This is a genomic window from Nocardia miyunensis NBRC 108239 (genome assembly GCF_001613065.1).
Lineage (GTDB): Bacteria > Actinomycetota > Actinomycetes > Mycobacteriales > Mycobacteriaceae > Nocardia > Nocardia miyunensis.
The window spans coordinates 68415-87032 of record NZ_BDBQ01000039.1; the positions used below are offsets into that span (position 1 = coordinate 68415).

Below are 18618 nucleotides of genomic sequence, written 5' to 3' on the forward strand. Positions count from 1 at the left end.
GGTAGATTGGCGTGCTGTGCACCTGAAGAGCCTGACGCTGAAGGGGTTCAAATCCTTCGCGTCCGCGACGACACTTCGCCTCGAGCCGGGGATCACCTGTGTGGTGGGCCCCAACGGCTCGGGTAAGTCGAATGTGGTCGACGCGCTCACCTGGGTGATGGGTGAGCAGGGCGCCAAAGCGTTGCGCGGGGGCAAGATGCAGGACGTCATCTTCGCCGGAACCGCCGGGCGCGCGCCGCTGGGCCGCGCCGAGGTCACGCTGACGATCGACAATTCCGACGGCGCGCTGCCGATCGACTACGCCGAGGTATCCATCACCCGGCGCATGTTCCGCGACGGCGCGGGGGAGTACGAGATCAACGGCAGCTCGTGTCGTCTGATGGATGTGCAGGAACTGCTGAGCGATTCGGGTATCGGCCGGGAGATGCACGTCATCGTCGGGCAGGGGCAGCTCTCGGCGATCCTGGAATCGCGTCCCGAGGATCGGCGTGCCTTCATCGAGGAGGCCGCCGGTGTGCTCAAACACCGCAAGCGCAAGGAAAAGGCGGTCCGCAAACTCGAGGCCATGCAGGCCAATCTGGCGCGGCTGACCGACCTGACCACCGAACTGCGCCGCCAGCTCAAGCCATTGGGCCGCCAAGCCGAGGTGGCGCGGCGCGCGGCCACCGTGCAGGCGGATCTGCGCGATGCGCGATTGCGGCTCGCCGCCGACGATCTGGTCGCGCGTCGGCGCGATCTGGAGAGCCAGCAGAGCAAGCAGGCTTACGCTCGCGAACAGCAGATCAACGTCCAGGCCGAACTGGATGCCGCGAATGCCGCACTCGCACAACAGGAATTCCAGCTGTCCCGGCTGACTCCCGGCGCCGAGGCCGCCGCGCAGACCTGGTTCCAGCTCTCGGCGCTGGTGGAACGGGTCAACGCGACCATCCGCATCGCCCACGATCGCGCCCGCAACCTGACCATCGAACAGCCCACCGGCACCGGCCGCGACCCCGAGCAGCTCGAGGCCGAGGCCGCCCGGGTGGAGGCGCAGGAGGCCGAACTGCTCGAGGCGGTCGAGATCGCCGCCGAGACGCTCGAGGCCGCGCGGGATCAGCTGCACGAGCGCGAACAGGCCGCCAAGGCCGCCGAACAGGCGCATCTGGCCGCCGTGCGGGCCATCGCCGATCGTCGCGAGGGGCTGGCGCGGTTGTCCGGCCAGGTGGACACCCTGCGTTCGCGGGCGCAGTCCGCCGAGACCGAGATCGCCCGGCTGTCCACCTCGCTGACCGAGGCGCGGGCCCGGGGTGCGGCCGCCGAGGACGAATTCGAACGTGTACAAAGCGAATTGAGTGAGCTGGACGCGGGCGAGGAAGGTCTGGACGCCGCCTACGAGCATGCCGCCCAGGCGTTCACGCAGGCCGATGAGCGCGTTACCGAACTGCGAGAGAAGGATCGGGAGGCCAGTAAGAAGGTCGCCTCGCTGGGCGCGCGGATCGAGGCCCTGACCATGGGCCTGGCCCGCCGGGACGGCGCGGCCTGGCTGCTCGAGCACCGGGCCGAGGGTCTGATCGGCCCGTTGTCGGGAATTCTCCAGGTGCACAATGGTTTCGAAGCCGCGGTCGCCGCCGCGCTCGGGCCGCTCGCCGATGCGGTCACCGCGGACTCCGGCGGCACCGCGCATGCCGCGCTGCGGGCCTTGAAGGAGGCCGACGGCGGTCGGGCCGCGGTGGTGTACGGCGGTGCGGCACTGTCGGATTCGGCCCCCGCCGCATTGCCCGCCGGGACGCGTCGGCTGATCGATGTGGTGGACTGCCCGGAGAACATGCGTGGCGCCGTCGTGGCGCTGACCGCGGGCACCGTGGTCGTGGATGATCTGCCCGCCGCGGCCGAATTGCTCTCCGCGCGACCGGAATTGCGCGTGGTCACCCGCGACGGCGATCTGACCGGTTCGGGCTGGCTGCTCGGCGGTTCGGACCGCGCGCCCAGCCAGCTCGAGATCCAAGCCGATATCGACTCCGCGCGTGCGGAATTGGAGGCCTGGCAGCGCACCGCCGAGGAGCTCGAGGCGGCGCTGTCGGGCGCGCTGGCCGAACAGGCCGATCGCAAGGAGTCCGTCGACCAGGCGCTGCTCGCGCTGCACGAATCCGATCAGGCGCTGGTCGCGATCTACGACCGGCTGGGCCGGTTGGGTGAGTCGGCGCGCAACGCGCAGCGCGAATGCGAGCGTCTGCTGACCCAGCGCGACGACGCCGAGGCCGCGCGCGACGACAACTCCGAGAAACTGGCCGAACTCGAGGATCGTCTGCGGCGCGTGGAATCCGAACAGTCCGGGCTGGATTCGGACGACGACGCCGGAACCGAGACCGCCGGAGCGCATCGCGAGGAGGCCGCGGCCGCTCTCGCGGAGGCTCGCGCGATGGAGGTGGAGGCCCGCCTGTCCGTGCGCACCGCCGAGGAACGCGCGGAATCGGTTCGGGGCAAGGCTGATTCGCTGCGCCGCGCGGCACGCGCCGAACGGGAGACCCGGGCGCGCGCCGAACGTGCCCAGGCCGCGCGCCGGCAGGCCGCCGCGGTCGCCTCGGTGGTCGCCGAATCCGCGGAACGCGTCGCCGCCGAGCTGGGATCCGTTGTCGCTGAAGCCTCCGCGCGACGTGACGAACTGGTCCGCCGCCGCACCGAATGCGCCGGGCAGGTCGACCAGATCAAGGAACGCAGCCGCGCGCTGACCACCCAGCTCACCCAGCTGACCGATGCGGTGCACCGCGACGAGGTCGCCCGCGCCGAGGCCGCGCTGCGCATCGAACAGCTGGAAGCGACCATCGGCGAACAGTTCGGCATGGCCCTGGACGCGCTGATCGACGAATACGGCCCGGACGTGCCCACCCCGCCCTCGGCACTGGAGTGGCAGGAGTACGAACAGGCCAAGGAGCGCGGCGACGCGGTCAGCGAACCCCAGCCGATGCCGTACGACCGGGCCACCCAGCAGCGCCGCGCCAAACGCGCCGAGAAGGACCTGACCACCCTGGGCAAGGTGAATCCCCTTGCGCTGGAAGAGTTCGCGGCGCTCGAGGAACGCTACAACTTCCTGTCCACCCAGCTCGACGACGTCACCAAGGCCCGGCAGGACCTGCTCGACGTGGTCGCCGAGGTGGACGCCCGCATCCTGCAGGTGTTCACCGAGGCGTGGGAGGACGTGGAACAGGAATTCGTCGGCGTCTTCGCCAAACTGTTCCCCGGTGGCGAGGGCCGGCTGCTGCTCACCGATCCGACGGACATGCTCACCACCGGCATCGAGGTGGAGGCGCGCCCGCCGGGCAAGAAGGTCAAGCGCCTGTCACTGCTGTCCGGCGGCGAGAAATCGCTGACCGCGGTCGCCCTGCTGGTCGCCATCTTCCGCGCCCGCCCCTCCCCGTTCTACGTCATGGACGAGGTCGAGGCCGCCCTCGACGACACCAACCTGCGCCGCCTGATCGGCCTGTTCGAGCAGCTGCGCGAGAAATCCCAGCTGATCGTCATCACTCACCAGAAGCCCACCATGGAGATCGCCGACGCCCTCTACGGCGTCAGCATGCGCGGCGACGGCATCACCCAGGTCATCTCCCAGCGCCTGCGGGGACAGAGTATCCCCGCCTCGCCGGAACTCCAGCGTGTCGATTAGGCGTGAACTCCGCACAGCCTGAACGCGGTCGCCGCAATCCACCCAGCCGTCGCCAGGGCTCCGACGGGAGTCGTTGCGCCGGTACGGATTCGGCGGTCGGCTGATGCTCCCGACTGTCGAGCGGTAGGGCTCATCGTCCTGCGGGGCGCTGCCGGTCGAGCCAGGAGCGAGTCTGGGCGGCTACGAGGTCGATCAGGTCCTGCTGGGGGATGTTCATGTCGAGGTTGTGCAGGCCCCAGCGCGAGTCCGGCAGGGCGGGCAGGACGGTTGCCGGCGGGACGCCGTTGCCGCCGCCTTCGATCATCAGCACGCGGGGCCCGGCGGTGGTGCAGTGGCCGCGGTAGCCGGTTACCACACGGCCGGCGACGATGCTGTGCAAGCCGTTGTCGGTGCCGGAGCCCAGCGCGGCGGGGTCGGTGCACAGCACCTCGTAGCCGGGGCCGTAGGGGCGTCCGTCGCGGGGGCCGATGGTGTCGGGTTCGGTCGGCGTCACTCCGAATCGGGCGTCCGGCGGCGGAGCGGTCGCGTAGGTCGAATAAGCGACGACACAGCCGATCTGCGCACTGTCGGTGCACGCCGGGATCGAGTTGAAGTCACCGCCGTTCGGCGCGCCCGAGCGCACCAGCACGTCCGCGCCCGGGATGATGGCCGAGAGCAGTAGCCGCTGCTGCGGAGTCGCTTCGATCCGCTTGCGGATCAGGGTTCGCAGCATGACCGCTCCCTGGGAATGCCCGATCAAAACCACGCCGCGCCCGTGGTTGTCGTGTGCCAGGTAGTCATCCCAGGCGTCCTGGACGTCCGCGTAGGCGATATCCGATGCGGCAGCACCCGGCGCGGGTAGGCCGGTCGGCCCGAGCAAGGTGCGCTGCCGGTACATCGGCGCCCAGACATCGCAGCGGCCGTCGAACGGCGCGACCTGGTCCGCTGCCACCGCGCGCTCTTCGGGTCCGATGGTCAGGTCCGCGTTCGTCGTCCGTTCCAGCGATACCGTCGGATAGACGTAGAAACAATCCACCGGAGCGCCGCTGCCGCCGCCGCACGGGTCACCGGCCTGCCCCGGTCGGCACAGCCACACCGTCGGCGTCGCGTCGGCGGTCGCGGGCGGGACACCGAACCACCCGCCGGCCACCACCAGTGCGGCGGCCACGCCGATGCGGCGTAGCCGGCCCGGGCCCCGGACGGGAACCGGACGTCGGCGGTGCATGCCCGCGAATATCACGGCCTCCCGATGGCTTCCACGCGCAGAACCGACTGGTCGTCGAACATTCGGCGCAGCCTGGTGTCGAGCGGCCAGGAGAACAGGCGATCGTGTCCGAACCTGTCGTCCACCATGGCCGTCGATCCCGGCCGCAATGGTGTGACGCGCACCTGGTCGACGATCGGCCCGGCGTCCCGAATGCCCCATTCGATCGCCACGCGACGGCTGTGCGACAGACGCTCGCCGTCGTCGGAAAGGAGCGTTTCGACCTCGTCCCGCCGCATTCGCGGAGACACCGCGACGGCCCCGAAGCATTGCCGCGGGACCTCGTCGCAGAACTCGAATGATCGCTGGTTCATCGTGTGCTCCCTGGTCTGCTGCGCATCGGGCGGAACAAGGACCGATACCACTCGGAGTCCAGCCTAGTAGCCGAGAATTTGCCCTCGTGCCGCACCGGGCGTTCACGGCCGAGCTGATACCGGATATCTCGTCGGCCACGTTCGAGTCGAAGTCCTGGGTCGAGCGGCGTTCCACGGGCGCGGGCGCCATGCCCGCGCGTTGTGCCTCGTGAAATCGGCAGGTGATCGCCCGGCTACCCGGCTAACAGCGACTTCAATTGGGCTGCCCCGATTTCCGCGAGCCAGGTGTCGAAACTGCGTAGGCCGGGGTGGATCTCGCGGAGGGCGGGGATGTCCGCGCGCCAGGTGTCGCCCTCGCGGGCCAGTCGCCAGACGTTGCGGATCTCGGGACCTCGTTCGGCGGCCTCGGATTCGGGAATCTCCTCGTAGCGCACGGGGATTCCGATGGCCTCGGTGATCCTCGCGGCGGCCTCGCGCATGGTGAGTTGATCACCGGCCAGGCCCAGGGTGCGGCCGTGCAGGCGGTCGGGTTCGGCGAAGGCCAGGGCTGCCACGGCGGCGATGTCGTCGACGGCGATCATCTGGATCGGGAGGTCGGCGGGGAACAGGTGCCGGTTCACGCCGTCGTGGATGCCGTCCACCAGGAAGCCCTGGGCCAGATAGTTTTCCATGAATCGCACCGGTCGCAGCAGGGTGTAGCGCATTCCGCTGTCGGCGACGGCGCGTTCGATCCGGAGTTTTCCGTTGACGCCCCAGCGTTCGTTGCGTGCGAACGAGGCGACGCCGGTGAAGACGAACTGCTCGACACCCGCCGCGCGGGACGCCGCGACCAGCGCCTCGCCGCGGGTCGCCTCGAGTTCGACATCCCAGCCGTCGGGCCCGAAGGCCGCCGGGGGGACGCCGAAGACCGCGCGCACATCGCTGACCGCGGCCGCGATCGTGTCGGGTGCGTCGAAATCGCCGATCGCCAATTCGGCTCCGAGTTCGGCCAGTGCGCGTGCGGCCGGTGCGTCGGGATCGCGTACCAGGGCGCGGACGGGAATGCCTTCGGCGAGAAGTGTGCGCGCGGTCGCGCCGCCCTGTTTGCCGGTGGCGCCCGTGACGAGGATCCGATCGTGTTGTGCGGACATGATCACCTGTCTTCGTGTCGGTAGAATCCGGGTTGGGTAACCCGTATTTCGGACGATACGGGTGTCCCGACTCGGTTCGCCAGGTCCGCGCAGAGGGGTGCCGTAACGAAATGACCGTCGTACCGCAGAGTTCCGGTCCCGCGGCGCGGGCCGATGCCCGGCGCAACCGGGCCCTGGTGCTGGCCGCCGCGCAGCGCGCCTTCGCCGATCACGGCACCTCGGTGTCACTGGCCGAGATCGCCCGCCGCGCCGGTGTCGGCGCGGGCACCGTCTACCGGCACTTCCCCACCAAGACCGACCTGCTCGAGGCGGTGATGCAGCAGCGCATCGAGCAGATGACCGCTCGCGCGACAGCCTGCCTGAACGCACCGGACGTGGGCGCCGCGTTCTTCGCATTCTGCGCCGAGGTCGTGCTCACCTCCCCGCGCAGCAGGGCCGTCTGCGACCTGATCACCGCGGACGACGGCTGGCCCCGCACCCTGATGCGCGGCGCGGGAGACCGGTTCCACCGGGCCCTGCACAGTCTGCTCACCGAGGCCCAGCGATGCGCTGCGGCACGTCCCGACGTCACCGTTGCGGACCTGTCCGCGCTGATCACCGGATGTGTTGCGATTCAGCGCGTTTCGGGATCCGAGACAGAACTGGCCAACGCTGCCCGGATAGCACTGGATGCCCTGCGCTCTCCGGCTCCGGTCACTGTCACGAAACTCGACGCCAACCACTCAATTCATAACGAAACACGTAACGAAAGCAATCCGGGCTGCCCGATATGCGGCTCGCCCCTGCGGCCTACCGGCACCGGCCGTCCCGCCCGCTACTGCTCCGCCGCCTGCCGCCAGAAGGCCCATCGCCGACGGCGCCGCGCCGCATAGACGCATCGACACCGATCCCCGCCACGGCCCCACCGCGCGATGTGGAACTCATCACACCATCCGGTCCGCCTGCGAAGAGGCGGGAACGGCTACAGCAGGTCGCTGACGTCGTCCGGGACATCGACGGCGTATTTGCGCAGCGTGTCCATCGGGACGACCTCGAGCGCGTTCTCGTGGGTGGCGGCCAGGATGACGGGGGCCGCGACGCCGTCTTCGTGGGCGTGCAGCCAGCGCACCGCGACCACGCACCAGCGATCACCAGGTTGCAGTCCCGGGAAGTTGTTCTCCGGACGCGGGGTGCTCAGATCGTTGCCGATCGACTTCTGGTGCTCCAGGAACTCCGCGGTAACGACAGTGCACACCGTATGACTGCCCAGGTCTTCGGGGCCGGTGCTGCAGCAGCCGTCCCGATAGAAGCCGGTGAGAGGATCGGTGCCGCACTCCTCCAGCGGTCCCCCAAGCACATTTCGATCGGTCACATCGCCGATCCTATTGTCTCTGTGTTGGATTCGCCCCTGCTTCCGCGTCGTGACACCGAGACGAGCAGACCGGTCGGTAGGCGAACCGCACATGTGCGGCAATTTCGGCGTGTCGCCGACGCGTTGTCCGATGCGTGTGTTAAGGCTCGCCGTGGACGTGGTTCCCGCGGACTGCGTCGAGTCGGAACCTCAGGTCGAGAGTTTCGGATTTTCCGCCCGTCGCGCGGCCCTGCTGGTTCGTAGCCGGTGTTCTGTAAGGATGGGGGCGTGACTGCGCACGTTTGGATTCTGATCGCCGTGATCGCCGCCATCGTGGTGGTGGCGCTCGTCGTCGCTGGATTCGTCCGGTACAAGCGCGGCCGGGTGACGCTGCCCGCCACCCCGGACAAGGAGGTGACCGACCGGTCCGGTGGGTACACCGCGTCCGGCGGATTCAGTTTCAGTCAGGGTGGCGCGGGCACCGGCACGCTCGCGCCACCGGAGCCCGAACCGGCGCCGGTCGAGCGGACCGACGACGAAGGGCAGCCGCACATCGGCGACGATGCGGCGGTTCCACGCGATTCGGTACGTCGCGCGATCACCGATGTCCGGCTGCCGGAACCCGAGGTCGACGGGACCGGGACGCTCGAGGCGGAGGTCGAGGAGCTCGAGGCCGGAATTACCGCGCCCGAAGCGCCCGAGGCCGAAGCGCAGCCCGCGAAAGCCGAGGAGCAGTCCACTGCCCCGGCGGTCGAAGCTCCGGCCGAAGAGACGAAGGCCGAACCCGAAGCGGAGCCCGAGCAGGCCGCGGTCGTCGAGGAGGCCCCCGCCCCCGCCGAAACCGTTGCTCCCGCACCGCAACTCGAGGAGATCGAACCCACCGCGGGCCGTCTGACCAGGCTGCGCGGACGTCTGGCCCGCTCGCAGAACGCCATGGGCAAGAGCCTGCTCGGCCTGCTCGGCGGCGGCGACCTGGACGAGGACTCCTGGGAGGAGATCGAGGACACGCTGGTCATGGCCGACCTCGGCACGGCCGTCACCTCGACCATCGTCGAACGCTTACGCGGCGAACTGGCCGCCCGCAGCGTCCGCACCGCCGACGAGGCCCGCGCCGCGTTGCGTTCGGTCCTGGTCGAGGCGTTACGCCCGGAGCTGGATCGCTCGATCCGGGCCCTGCCGCACGATGACCATCCCTCCATCCTGCTGGTGGTCGGCGTCAACGGCACCGGCAAGACCACCACCACGGGCAAGCTCGCGCGCGTCCTGGTCGCCGACGGCCGCCGGGTGCTGCTGGGCGCGGCGGACACCTTCCGCGCCGCCGCCGCCGATCAGCTGCAGACCTGGGGCGAACGGGTCGGCGCGCACACCGTGCGCGGACGTGAGGGCGCGGATCCGGCCTCGGTCGCGTTCGACGCGGTCAGCACCGGTATCGAGGACGGCGTGGACGTCGTGCTGGTGGACACCGCCGGCCGCCTGCACACCAAGACCGGCCTGATGGACGAGCTGGGCAAGGTCAAGCGCGTGGTGGAGAAGAAGGCCGCCGTGGACGAGGTGTTGCTGGTGCTGGACTCCACCGTCGGACAGAACGGCCTGACCCAGGCGCGCGTGTTCGCCGATGTGGTCGACATCACCGGCGTCGTGCTGACCAAACTCGACGGCACCGCCAAGGGCGGCATCGTCTTCCAGGTTCAGCACGAACTCGGCGTCCCGGTCAAACTCGTCGGCCTCGGCGAGGGCGCGGACGATCTTGCCCCCTTCGAACCCGGCGCATTCGTCGACGCCCTGCTGGGTTAGCTGTATTTTTTCTGCCTCCGCGCCGCTGCTGTATTTGCGGCCTCCGCTCCACTTCGGCGGGTTTGCTGTGTCCTTGGCCTCCGCTTCGCTCCGGCGGGTTTGCTGTGTCCTTGGCCTCCGCTTCGCTCCGGCGGGTTTGCGCCGCCCGGAGGCTCACCGCCCGGACCCGTGGCGGGTGCGAGGAACGAGCGCCCGCCACGGGTCCGGGCGGCAAGCCGCGGCGCAAACCAGGCGTCGGCGATTTGCGGGGTTGGTGTAACTAGGTAGAGTGCTGACGCTTGCGGCATTGCGTTGCGGGTCGTTATGGAATTCACCGCCCGTTCGGTCTGATTTCGGGGTGTGTCTCGAATGATGATCTCCACTTCCCCGGGCGAGATCGGTCACATATCGCCTGAACTGCGCATTCATCGATGTACTCAGCAGCCCGACACGAACCTCACAGTCAGACGGAAACAGCTGTGTAGGAAACGAAACGTGGTAGCAACACGGGAAGCGCATCCGTTCACCTATGTGAAACACGGGGGCGGCACGGATGAAACACCGAGTAGCGAACCTTCTGTGCAGGCTCGTTTGCCGCATTTTGGCCGGGCCCGAGATGAGGAGGAAAAGGTGGCGTACCCCTTGGTCGGTGTACCGGACACCGGCGATACCGCATGGATGCTGGCGAGTTCGGCCCTCGTCCTATTGATGACCCCGGGCCTGGCGTTCTTCTACGGCGGCATGGTTCGCGGGAAGAACGTGCTGAACATGATCATGATGAGCGTCAGCGCGATGGGCATCGTGGGCGTGCTCTGGTCGATCTACGGCTTCTCGGAAGCGTTCGGGGACAACAAGTTCGGCGTGATCGGCAACCCGGGTCAGTTCTTCGGGCTGAAGGGGCTGATCGGAACGAACGGCGTCAAGGCATCACCCGCCGACCCGGCCACCGGGGCAGCGGCGGTGCACGGTTCGGACATTCCGCTCGCGGGCACCATCCCGATGACGGTCTTCGTCGCATTCCAGCTGATGTTCGCCATCATCACCGTCGCGCTGATCTCCGGTGCGGTGGCCGATCGCCTGAAGTTCCGCGCCTGGGTGGTTTTCGCCGCGGTCTGGGCCACGGTCGTGTACTTCCCGGTCGCGCACTGGGTGTTCGACTTCAACGTTTCGGACGCCGCGGGCAACATCGTCCACCACGGCGGCTGGATCGCCAACAAACTGCAGGCCATCGACTTCGCCGGTGGTACCGCGGTGCACATCAACGCCGGTGCCGCGGGCCTGGCGCTGTGCATCGTGCTCGGTAAGCGCAAGGGCTGGCCGAAGTCGCCGATGCGCCCGCACAATCTGCCATTCGTCATGCTCGGCGCCGGTCTGCTGTGGTTCGGCTGGTTCGGTTTCAACGCCGGTTCCGCGGTGAGCTCGAACGGCCTGGCCGGTTCGACCTTCATCACCACCACCTTCGCCACCTGTGCGGCGATGCTCGGCTGGTTGCTGGTGGAGAAGATCCGGGACGGCAAACCCACCAGCCTCGGCGCGGCCTCGGGCCTGGTCGCCGGTCTGGTCGCCATCACCCCCTCCTGCTCCTCGGTCAACGTGCTGGGCGCACTGGCCATCGGCGCGGTCGCCGGAATCGCGTGCGCCTTGGCGGTCGGCCTGAAATACAAACTCGGCTTCGATGATTCGCTCGACGTGGTCGGTGTTCACCTGGTCGGCGGTCTGATCGGTACCCTGATGGTCGGGTTGTTCCTGGCCCCCGAATCGGGTGCGTCGGCGAGCCTGGGCGGCGCCAAGGGCCTGTTCTACGGCGGCGGTTTCACTCAGCTCGGTAAGCAGGCTGTCGGCGCGGTCAGCGTGCTGGCCTTCTCCTTCATCGTGTCGCTCATTCTGGCCTACATCATCAAATTCACCATCGGGTTGCGGGCCACCGACGAGGAGGAGTTCGAGGGTATGGACGATTCGGAGCATGCGGAAACGGCATACGATTTCGCTGCTGTGGGTGCCACGGCACGTACCGCCGTCAAGGAGGCATGACCGAAATGAAACTGATCACTGCAATCGTGAAACCATTCACGCTCGAGGATGTCAAGAGCGGTCTGGAGCAGTCGGGTGTGCTCGGAATGACCGTCAGTGAGGTACAGGGCTATGGACGGCAGAAAGGGCACACCGAGGTCTACCGCGGTGCGGAGTACTCGGTCGATTTCGTGCCCAAGGTACGGGTCGAGGTCGTCGTGGACGATGCCTCGGTCGAGAAGGTCGTGGAGGTGATCGTCGAGGCCGCGCGCACCGGGAAGATCGGGGACGGCAAGGTCTGGGTCACGCCGGTGGAAGCTGTGGTCCGGGTTCGGACCGGAGAGCGCGGCGGCGACGCTCTCTAACTCGCGGACATCCGAAGTCAGCGGGTCGATCGGCGGCCTCGCTCCCACCGGACGACGGTAGGAGCGGGGCCGCCCGCACGAGGGTTGGGTGGTGCAGGGTGAAACGCGACACGCCGAGCGGCGCAACGGATCTGGTACGGGCCCGGGATCAGCTCCTGGAAGGCGGTCAGGTTCGCCGTCCGCGACTGGACGCCCACGCGCTGCGGCAGGCGCTGGTGGATCTGCACGATCTGTGGCTCACCGGTAAGGGCGCCGAACTGGGTATCACCGCCGACAGCGGCCTGGCCGTGGTCGCCGTCGGCGGACTGGGACGGCGCGAGATGCTGCCCTATTCGGATCTGGATCTGGTGCTGCTGCACGACGACATCGATCCGGAGCGGGTCGCCGAGGTGGCCGATCGGCTGTGGTACCCGCTGTGGGACGCGCACATCAAACTCGACCACAGCGTGCGCACCGTCCCGCAGGCGCTGCGGGTGGCCGCCGACGATCTCACCGCCGCGCTGGGCATGCTGGACGCCCGGCACATCGTCGGTGACGCCGAGTTGAGCAATCTGCTCATCGGCGGCGTGCGCCGCGAGTGGCGCACCGGAATCCGTTCCCGCTTCGGCGAATTGGTCGAGCAGGCGCGGACCCGGTGGCGGCGCAACGGCGAGATCGCGCATCGCGCCGAACCCGATCTGAAGAACGGGCGCGGCGGTCTGCGCGACATCCAGTTGCTCGACGCCCTCGCCATCGCCCAGCTGACCGACGCCATGCCCGGCCTGGGGCCCGATGTCCCGGGCGGCGGTCTGAAGCAAGCGCAACGCCGCCTGCTGGACGTGCGCACCGAACTGCATCGCGTGGCCGGACGCTCCCGCGACCAGCTGCGCGCACAGGATGCCGACGAGATCGGCGCGGCGCTGCGCATCGGCGACCGTTTCGATCTCGCCCGCACGTTGAGTGATGCCGCCCGCACGGTGGGGTACTCGGTCGACGTCGGGTTGCGCACGGCGGGTAACGCCCTGCCACGTCGCGGGCTGGCCAGGCTTCGTCGCATGCCGGTGCGTCGACCACTCGATGAGGGGGTGGTCGAGCACGCCGGTGAGGTGGTGCTGGCCCGCGACGCCCGCCCGCAACGGGATCCAGGTCTGATCCTGCGGGTGGCCGCGGCCTCGGCGCAGAACGGGCTGCCGATGTCGGCGACCACGCTGAACCGCCTGTCCGAGGACGCGCCCGAATTGCGTGAGCCCTGGCCGCGCGAGGCGCTCAACGATCTGCTGGTGTTGCTGGGCACCGGCCGCGCCACCATCGCCGCGGTGGAGGCGCTGGATCGAACGGGCTTGTGGGGCAGGCTGTTTCCGGAATGGGGTGCGGTGCGCGATCTGCCCCCGCGCGATGCGGTGCACATCTGGACGGTGGATCGTCATCTGGTGGAGACGGTCGCGTACGCGGGTGCGCTGAGCACCCGGGTCGCGCGTCCGGATCTGCTGCTGCTCGGTGCGCTGCTGCACGATCTGGGCAAGGGGCGCGTCGAGGATCACAGCATCGTCGGCGCGGAGCTGGCCACCCAGATCGGCCGCCGGCTGGGGCTGTGGCCCTCGGATGTGCGCACGCTCAGCGCGATCGTCCGGTATCACCTGCTGCTGCCCGATACCGCCACGCGCCGTGATCTGGCCGATCCGGCGACCGCCGAGTCCGTGGTGACCGCGCTGGGCGGTGACCCGCAGCTGCTCGAGCTGCTGCACGCTCTCGCCGAGGCCGATTCGCTGGCAACCGGTCCGGGGGTGTGGGGCGATTGGAAGGCATCGCTGATCGGGGAGTTGGTGCGGCGCTCCCGGCTGGCGATGGCCGGGGAAGAGGCGCCCGAGCCCGACCCGATCGATCCGGACCTGTTGGTGAAGGCGAAATCCGATGGGGTGCACGTCGAATTGTCGCCCGGCGAAGGGCGTTTCAGTCATGTGGTGACCGTCGTCGCGCCCGACACGCCCGGGCTGCTGTCCGATGCGGCGGGTGTGCTCGCGCTGCATTCACTGCGGGTGTTGTCGGCCTCGCTGGGATCGGAGGGGGACTCGGCCATCGATACCTTCCGTGTCGCACCGAAATTCGGCGATCCGCCCGATGCCGGGCTGCTGCGTCAGGATCTGATCCGGGCGGTGAACGGTGATCTGGATCTGACGGCGGCGCTCGAGCGCAAGGAACGTGATGCGGGTCTGCCGCCCAGTCCGTACGCGCAGGCCGAGCCGCGGATTCTCTGGGCCGACACCGGAATTGCCGGTCAGGTGTTGTTGGAACTGCGCGCGGAGGATCGGATCGGATTGCTCAGCCGGCTCGCCGGTGCGCTTGCGAGTACGGGTGCGGATGTGCGATGGGCGAAGGTGGTGACCCGAGGCACGTCCGTGGTGGACGCGTTCTGCCTCGATCTGGGTGATACGGACAGTCCGGCCCGGCGGGACGAGATCGCGGCCGCGGTGCTGGCGGTCGTTCCGCCGCAGACGCCCCCGCCGCCACCGGATCAGGACGAATCGGACGTTCACCATTAACCAGATTGTTGCGTGAGATTTGCTATAACCTCTGTCCGCGGTGACGGGGCTCACTCTACGATCAGACCGGATCTGTGCAGTCGCAGCATTGGAGACGGCGTGTACGGGAGTCGGCGATGTCGACTCGTATGCCGAGAGTGTTGTTCAAGGCTTGTCCGAGCTTTTCGAGCATGAGGAGCGAGCCGGTGGCAATTGAAGTCGTTTCCGCATCGATGATGACCAGTGACCTGACCCAGCACATCGCCCGCTGTGTCGGAGGCGATCGCTGGGTGGTGTCTTGGCTGCCCGGGCGCACCCTGTCCGGACAGCAGGCAGTGACCGCGATGACCATCGCCTCCACGGCGAACGGCCGGATACCCACCGAGGCCGAATGGACGATGCTCGATTCCATGGCCTTGGAACTGGGGCTGACCGCACTCGAGGCGATCGGCATGGTCGCCAGCGAGAATCGCGATATCCGCCAGACTCCGCGGCCGCGGCGGCGCGCGCTGGAATAGCGTCCGCGGCGAACACCGAAACCACGAACGACTAGGGTGGATCCTTCGATCGGCATGCGCGCATTACCCTGGTATGTCGAGTGACGTCCCTCGAGATCAGGAGCGCGATCGGTGTTCGAATCCCTTTCCGACCGGTTGACCGGTGTACTGAGCGATCTGCGCGGCAAGGGGCGTCTGTCACCGGCGGATATCGACGCGACCGCCCGGGAGATTCGCCTGGCCCTGCTCGAGGCCGATGTCGCGTTGCCGGTGGTGCGCGGGTTCATCACCCGGGTCAAGGAGCGCGCCAAGGGCGCGGAGGTCTCCGCGGCGCTGAATCCGGCGCAGCAGGTCGTCAAGATCGTCAACGAGGAATTGATCGCGATCCTCGGCGGGGAGACCCGGCGCCTGCAGTTCGCCAAGACCCCGCCGACGGTGGTCATGCTCGCGGGTCTGCAGGGCGCCGGTAAGACCACCCTCGCCGGAAAGCTCGCGAAATGGCTGAAGGGCCAAGGGCATACGCCGCTTCTGGTCGCCTGCGACCTGCAGCGCCCCGGCGCGGTGACGCAGTTGCAGGTCGTCGGTGAGCGGGCCGAGGTGCCGGTCTTCGCACCCCACCCCGGCACTTCGATCGGTGGCGGCGAGAACCCGCTCGGCATCACCGCCGCCGATCCGGTCGAGGTCGCGCAGCAGGGCATCGCCGAGGCGCGCGGCAAGCAGTACGACGTCGTCATCGTCGACACCGCGGGCCGCCTCGGCATCGACGAGGAGCTGATGGCGCAGGCCGCGGGCATCCGCGACGCGGTGCAGCCCGACGAGATCCTGTTCGTGCTCGACGCGATGATCGGTCAGGACGCGGTCACCACCGCCGAGGCGTTCCGCGACGGCGTCGGCTTCACCGGCGTGGTGCTCACCAAGCTCGACGGTGACGCCCGCGGTGGTGCGGCGCTGTCGGTGCGTCAGGTGACCGGTCAGCCGATCCTGTTCGCCTCCACCGGTGAGAAGCTCGAGGACTTCGACGTCTTCCACCCCGACCGCATGTCCAGCCGCATTCTGGGCATGGGTGATCTGCTCACCCTGATCGAGCAGGCCGAACAGGTCTACGACGCGCAGCAGGCCGAGGAGGCCGCGCGCAAGATCGGCACCGGCGAGCTCACCCTCGAGGATTTCCTCGATCAGATGCTGGCCATCCGCAAGATGGGCCCGATCGGCAACCTGCTGGGCATGCTGCCGGGCGCGGGCCAGATGAAGGACGCCCTCGCCGCGGTCGACGACAAGCAACTGGACCGGGTGCAGGCCATCATCCGCGGTATGACCCCCGGCGAGCGGGCCAATCCGAAGATCATCAACGCCTCCCGGCGCCTGCGCATCGCCAACGGCTCGGGCGTCACGGTGACCGACGTGAACCAGCTGGTCGACCGCTTCTTCGAGGCCCGCAAGATGATGGCCGCGATGGGCCGCCAGATGGGTATGCCGGGCGCCGGCAACCGCCGCAACAGCAAGAAGGGCAAGAAGGGGAAGAAGGGCGGCCGCGGTCCCACCCCGCCCAAGGTGCGCGGCGGTTTCCCGGGCATGCCCGCCATGCCGCCCGGAATGCCCCCGGGGATGCCGGACCTGTCGGGCATGCCCGCCGGACTCGACCAACTCCCGCCCGGCCTGGACGGTATCGACTTGTCCAAGCTCAAGTTCCCGAAGAACTGATCGGGTACGAGCAACCCGTGGCCACGGCCGGTGATGTGCCGTGGAATGTTCGGCGCGGTCAGGAGGCGGTATGCGGTTGCATCTGCGGGGAGTTGTTCTTCCGGGTGAGGATGTGCGCGATCTGTGGGTGCACGACGGACTGATCTCCTTCGAACCCGTGGCCGATGCCGAAACCCTCTGTGCCACAGGCTGGATCGTGCCCGGTCTGGTGGATGCGCACTGCCACGTCGGCATCCGCTACGGCGGTGGGCACGAGGACGATGCGGGTGCGGTCGCTCAGGCGGAGACCGAACGCGACGCCGGGGCATTGCTGCTGCGCGATGCGGGTTCGCCCATCGATACCCGGTTCATCGACGAGCGCGAGGATCTGCCGAAGATCATCCGCGCCGGTCGCCACATCGCCCGGCCCAAACGCTATATCCGCGAGCTGGGCATCGAACTGGACGACGAGCGCGACCTGCCGCAGATCGTCGCCGAGCAGGCCCGGCGCGGTGACGGCTGGGTGAAGATCGTCGGCGACTGGATCGATCGCTCGGCGGGGGATCTGCGCCCGCTGTGGAGCGATGCGGTCCTGAAGGAGGCCATCGACGCCGCCCACCGCGAGGGCGCTCGCGTGACCGCGCACGTCTTCGGTGAGGACGCGCTACCCGGCCTGATCGGCGCGGGCATCGACTGCCTCGAACACGGCACCGGCCTCACCGGCGAGACCATCGAGATGATGGTCCGCCACGGCACCGCCCTCGTCCCGACCCTGGTCAATATCGACACCTTCCCCGAAATCGCCGACAGCGCGACCAAATTCCCCGTCTACGCCGCCCACATGCGCGATCTGCACCGCCGCGTCCGCGACACCGTGGCCGACGCCCATGCCGCGGGCGTCCCCATCTACACCGGCACCGACGCGGGCGGCTCGATCCGGCACGGCCGCATAGCCGACGAGATCGACGCCCTCGCGGGCGCGGGCCTGTCCCGGCACGATGCCCTGGGAGCGGCTTCCTGGAACGCTCGCGATTGGCTCGGCCGGCCAAGCATCGAGTCTGGCGCACCCGCGGATTTCATTGTCTACGAAGAAGATCCGCGCACCGGCCCGCAGACCCTCGCCGCTCCCGCCTACGTCGTCCTACGCGGCCGCGCCTACCCCCGCCGCGATCCGGTCACCGGACACCGCTGATCACAGCGTTGTCGCCAACGGCGAGGTGGACGCATCTGCGATAGTGTGAAATGAGTATAGGTAAGAGTCTTTTCTTCTTCGCGTGACCGAGATGACGGCCTTAGACTGGCGGCAGTCGAGTGCACAACATCTACACAACAAACTCACGTCAGTCCTGGACCGCGCAGGATCGCTCCAGTCGACGAAGGGACCGCTACTCGGATGACCGTCGAGGTTTCGATGTTCCAACCTCTGGGCCCCATGACTGTGGAAGACTGGCTGGTCGAAGATCAACCGGACGATGGTTCTCGGCTCGAGCTCATCTGGGGGTATCTGTACATGACACCGGCTCCTACCGGTTCGCACCAGTACGCGGCCGGTGAGTTGTTTGCGGTGCTACGTGATGCGATTCGCGAAGCGGGTCGTGATGATCTCCACGCGCTTCCCGGTGCGGCAGTCAAGATCAGCACACCGTTCCGCACGGGCGTGATCCCTGATGTCGTGGCTGTAGTGGGCGATGTCAATCACGTGAGTTTCGAGCCGGAGGCTGTCGCTCTTGCGGTCGAAGTGTGGTCACGTGGCAATAATCGTGAGGAGCGCGACACCAAGATCGCGGCCTATGCGGCCGCGCGGGTACCCTACCTCTGGCTCGTTGAACTGCCGACCGGCAAACCGGCTCGTTTTTGGGCATATACACTCGGCCAGGCTGGTTATCGGCAGGAGGTCTACGCCGAAGCGGGCGAGACAGTAGCGCCGCCCGCGCCCGTGTCGGTGGCAATCGACACATCAACTCTGCGTTTGTACTGATCACGGCCCGATTTCCGGGCCAACCCGGGTGTCTGGCAGAATGAACGACCGTCCTTCTCGGGACTAGTGTCAGCCCGTCTCCGGTTACGTACCGCGCGGCGGTCACACACTCAACGCAAAACCGGGCCCGCGTTCCGTGCGGGTCGCTGAATTGCGCCGT

Annotated in this window: 14 protein-coding genes; 10 read left to right on the forward strand and 4 right to left on the reverse strand. The window is 68.2% G+C overall.

The window, feature by feature from the left end:
• Positions 1–16: 16 nt before the first annotated feature.
• Positions 17–3640: a chromosome segregation protein SMC gene (smc, locus tag NM2_RS16705; RefSeq protein ID WP_067669558.1), complete on the forward strand. Its 3624-nt coding sequence runs from the start codon at positions 17–19 to the stop codon at positions 3638–3640.
• A gap of 130 nt (positions 3641–3770) precedes the next feature.
• Here smc and NM2_RS16710 read toward each other — a convergent pair whose 3' ends face one another.
• The 3 genes from NM2_RS16710 to NM2_RS16720 all read right to left on the reverse strand — a co-directional run bounded on the left by NM2_RS16710 (position 3771) and on the right by NM2_RS16720 (position 6327).
• Positions 3771–4844: a DUF3089 domain-containing protein gene (locus NM2_RS16710; RefSeq protein ID WP_157121131.1), complete on the reverse strand. Its 1074-nt coding sequence runs from the start codon at positions 4842–4844 to the stop codon at positions 3771–3773.
• A gap of 11 nt (positions 4845–4855) precedes the next feature.
• Complete coding sequence (locus NM2_RS16715) at positions 4856–5197, reverse strand: hypothetical protein (RefSeq protein ID WP_067669560.1); 342 nt, start codon at positions 5195–5197, stop codon at positions 4856–4858.
• A gap of 233 nt (positions 5198–5430) precedes the next feature.
• On the reverse strand, positions 5431–6327 hold the full coding sequence (locus tag NM2_RS16720; RefSeq protein ID WP_067669689.1) for an NmrA family NAD(P)-binding protein: 897 nt from the start codon (positions 6325–6327) through the stop codon (positions 5431–5433).
• A 110-nt stretch (positions 6328–6437) separates the two neighbouring features.
• On the opposite strand from NM2_RS16720, the gene NM2_RS16725 reads away from it, so the two are divergent.
• Positions 6438–7199, forward strand: coding sequence for a TetR/AcrR family transcriptional regulator (locus NM2_RS16725; RefSeq protein WP_067669562.1), 762 nt, complete (start codon positions 6438–6440; stop codon positions 7197–7199).
• 89 nt (positions 7200–7288) lie between these two features.
• Here the strand turns inward: NM2_RS16725 and NM2_RS16730 are convergent, their stop codons facing one another.
• Positions 7289–7678, reverse strand: a complete 390-nt coding sequence (locus tag NM2_RS16730) for a DUF2237 family protein (protein ID WP_040826261.1) — start codon at positions 7676–7678, stop codon at positions 7289–7291.
• Between the two features lie 267 nt (positions 7679–7945).
• Between NM2_RS16730 and ftsY the strand changes: the two genes are divergently transcribed.
• From ftsY to NM2_RS16770, 8 genes are all read left to right on the forward strand, one after another.
• Entirely contained in the window at positions 7946–9451 is a 1506-nt protein-coding gene (ftsY, locus tag NM2_RS16735) for a signal recognition particle-docking protein FtsY (protein WP_067669564.1), read from the forward strand.
• Between the two features lie 657 nt (positions 9452–10108).
• On the forward strand, positions 10109–11461 hold the full coding sequence (locus NM2_RS16740) for an ammonium transporter (RefSeq protein WP_157121136.1): 1353 nt from the start codon (positions 10109–10111) through the stop codon (positions 11459–11461).
• 5 nt (positions 11462–11466) lie between these two features.
• Positions 11467–11805, forward strand: a complete 339-nt coding sequence (locus NM2_RS16745; protein WP_067669690.1) for a P-II family nitrogen regulator — start codon at positions 11467–11469, stop codon at positions 11803–11805.
• Positions 11806–11903: 98 nt separating this feature from the next.
• Positions 11904–14324, forward strand: a complete 2421-nt coding sequence (locus tag NM2_RS16750) for a [protein-PII] uridylyltransferase (RefSeq protein WP_067669568.1) — start codon at positions 11904–11906, stop codon at positions 14322–14324.
• A 185-nt stretch (positions 14325–14509) separates the two neighbouring features.
• Entirely contained in the window at positions 14510–14821 is a 312-nt protein-coding gene (locus NM2_RS16755) for a hypothetical protein (protein WP_245718067.1), read from the forward strand.
• A gap of 111 nt (positions 14822–14932) precedes the next feature.
• Entirely contained in the window at positions 14933–16501 is a 1569-nt protein-coding gene (gene ffh, locus NM2_RS16760) for a signal recognition particle protein (RefSeq protein WP_067669570.1), read from the forward strand.
• 70 nt (positions 16502–16571) lie between these two features.
• The gene (locus NM2_RS16765; RefSeq protein ID WP_067669572.1) at positions 16572–17672 is read left to right on the forward strand and encodes an amidohydrolase family protein; all 1101 of its coding nucleotides are present in this window, start codon (positions 16572–16574) and stop codon (positions 17670–17672) included.
• 201 nt (positions 17673–17873) lie between these two features.
• Positions 17874–18458: a Uma2 family endonuclease gene (locus tag NM2_RS16770; RefSeq protein ID WP_067669573.1), complete on the forward strand. Its 585-nt coding sequence runs from the start codon at positions 17874–17876 to the stop codon at positions 18456–18458.
• Positions 18459–18618 lie beyond the last annotated feature (160 nt).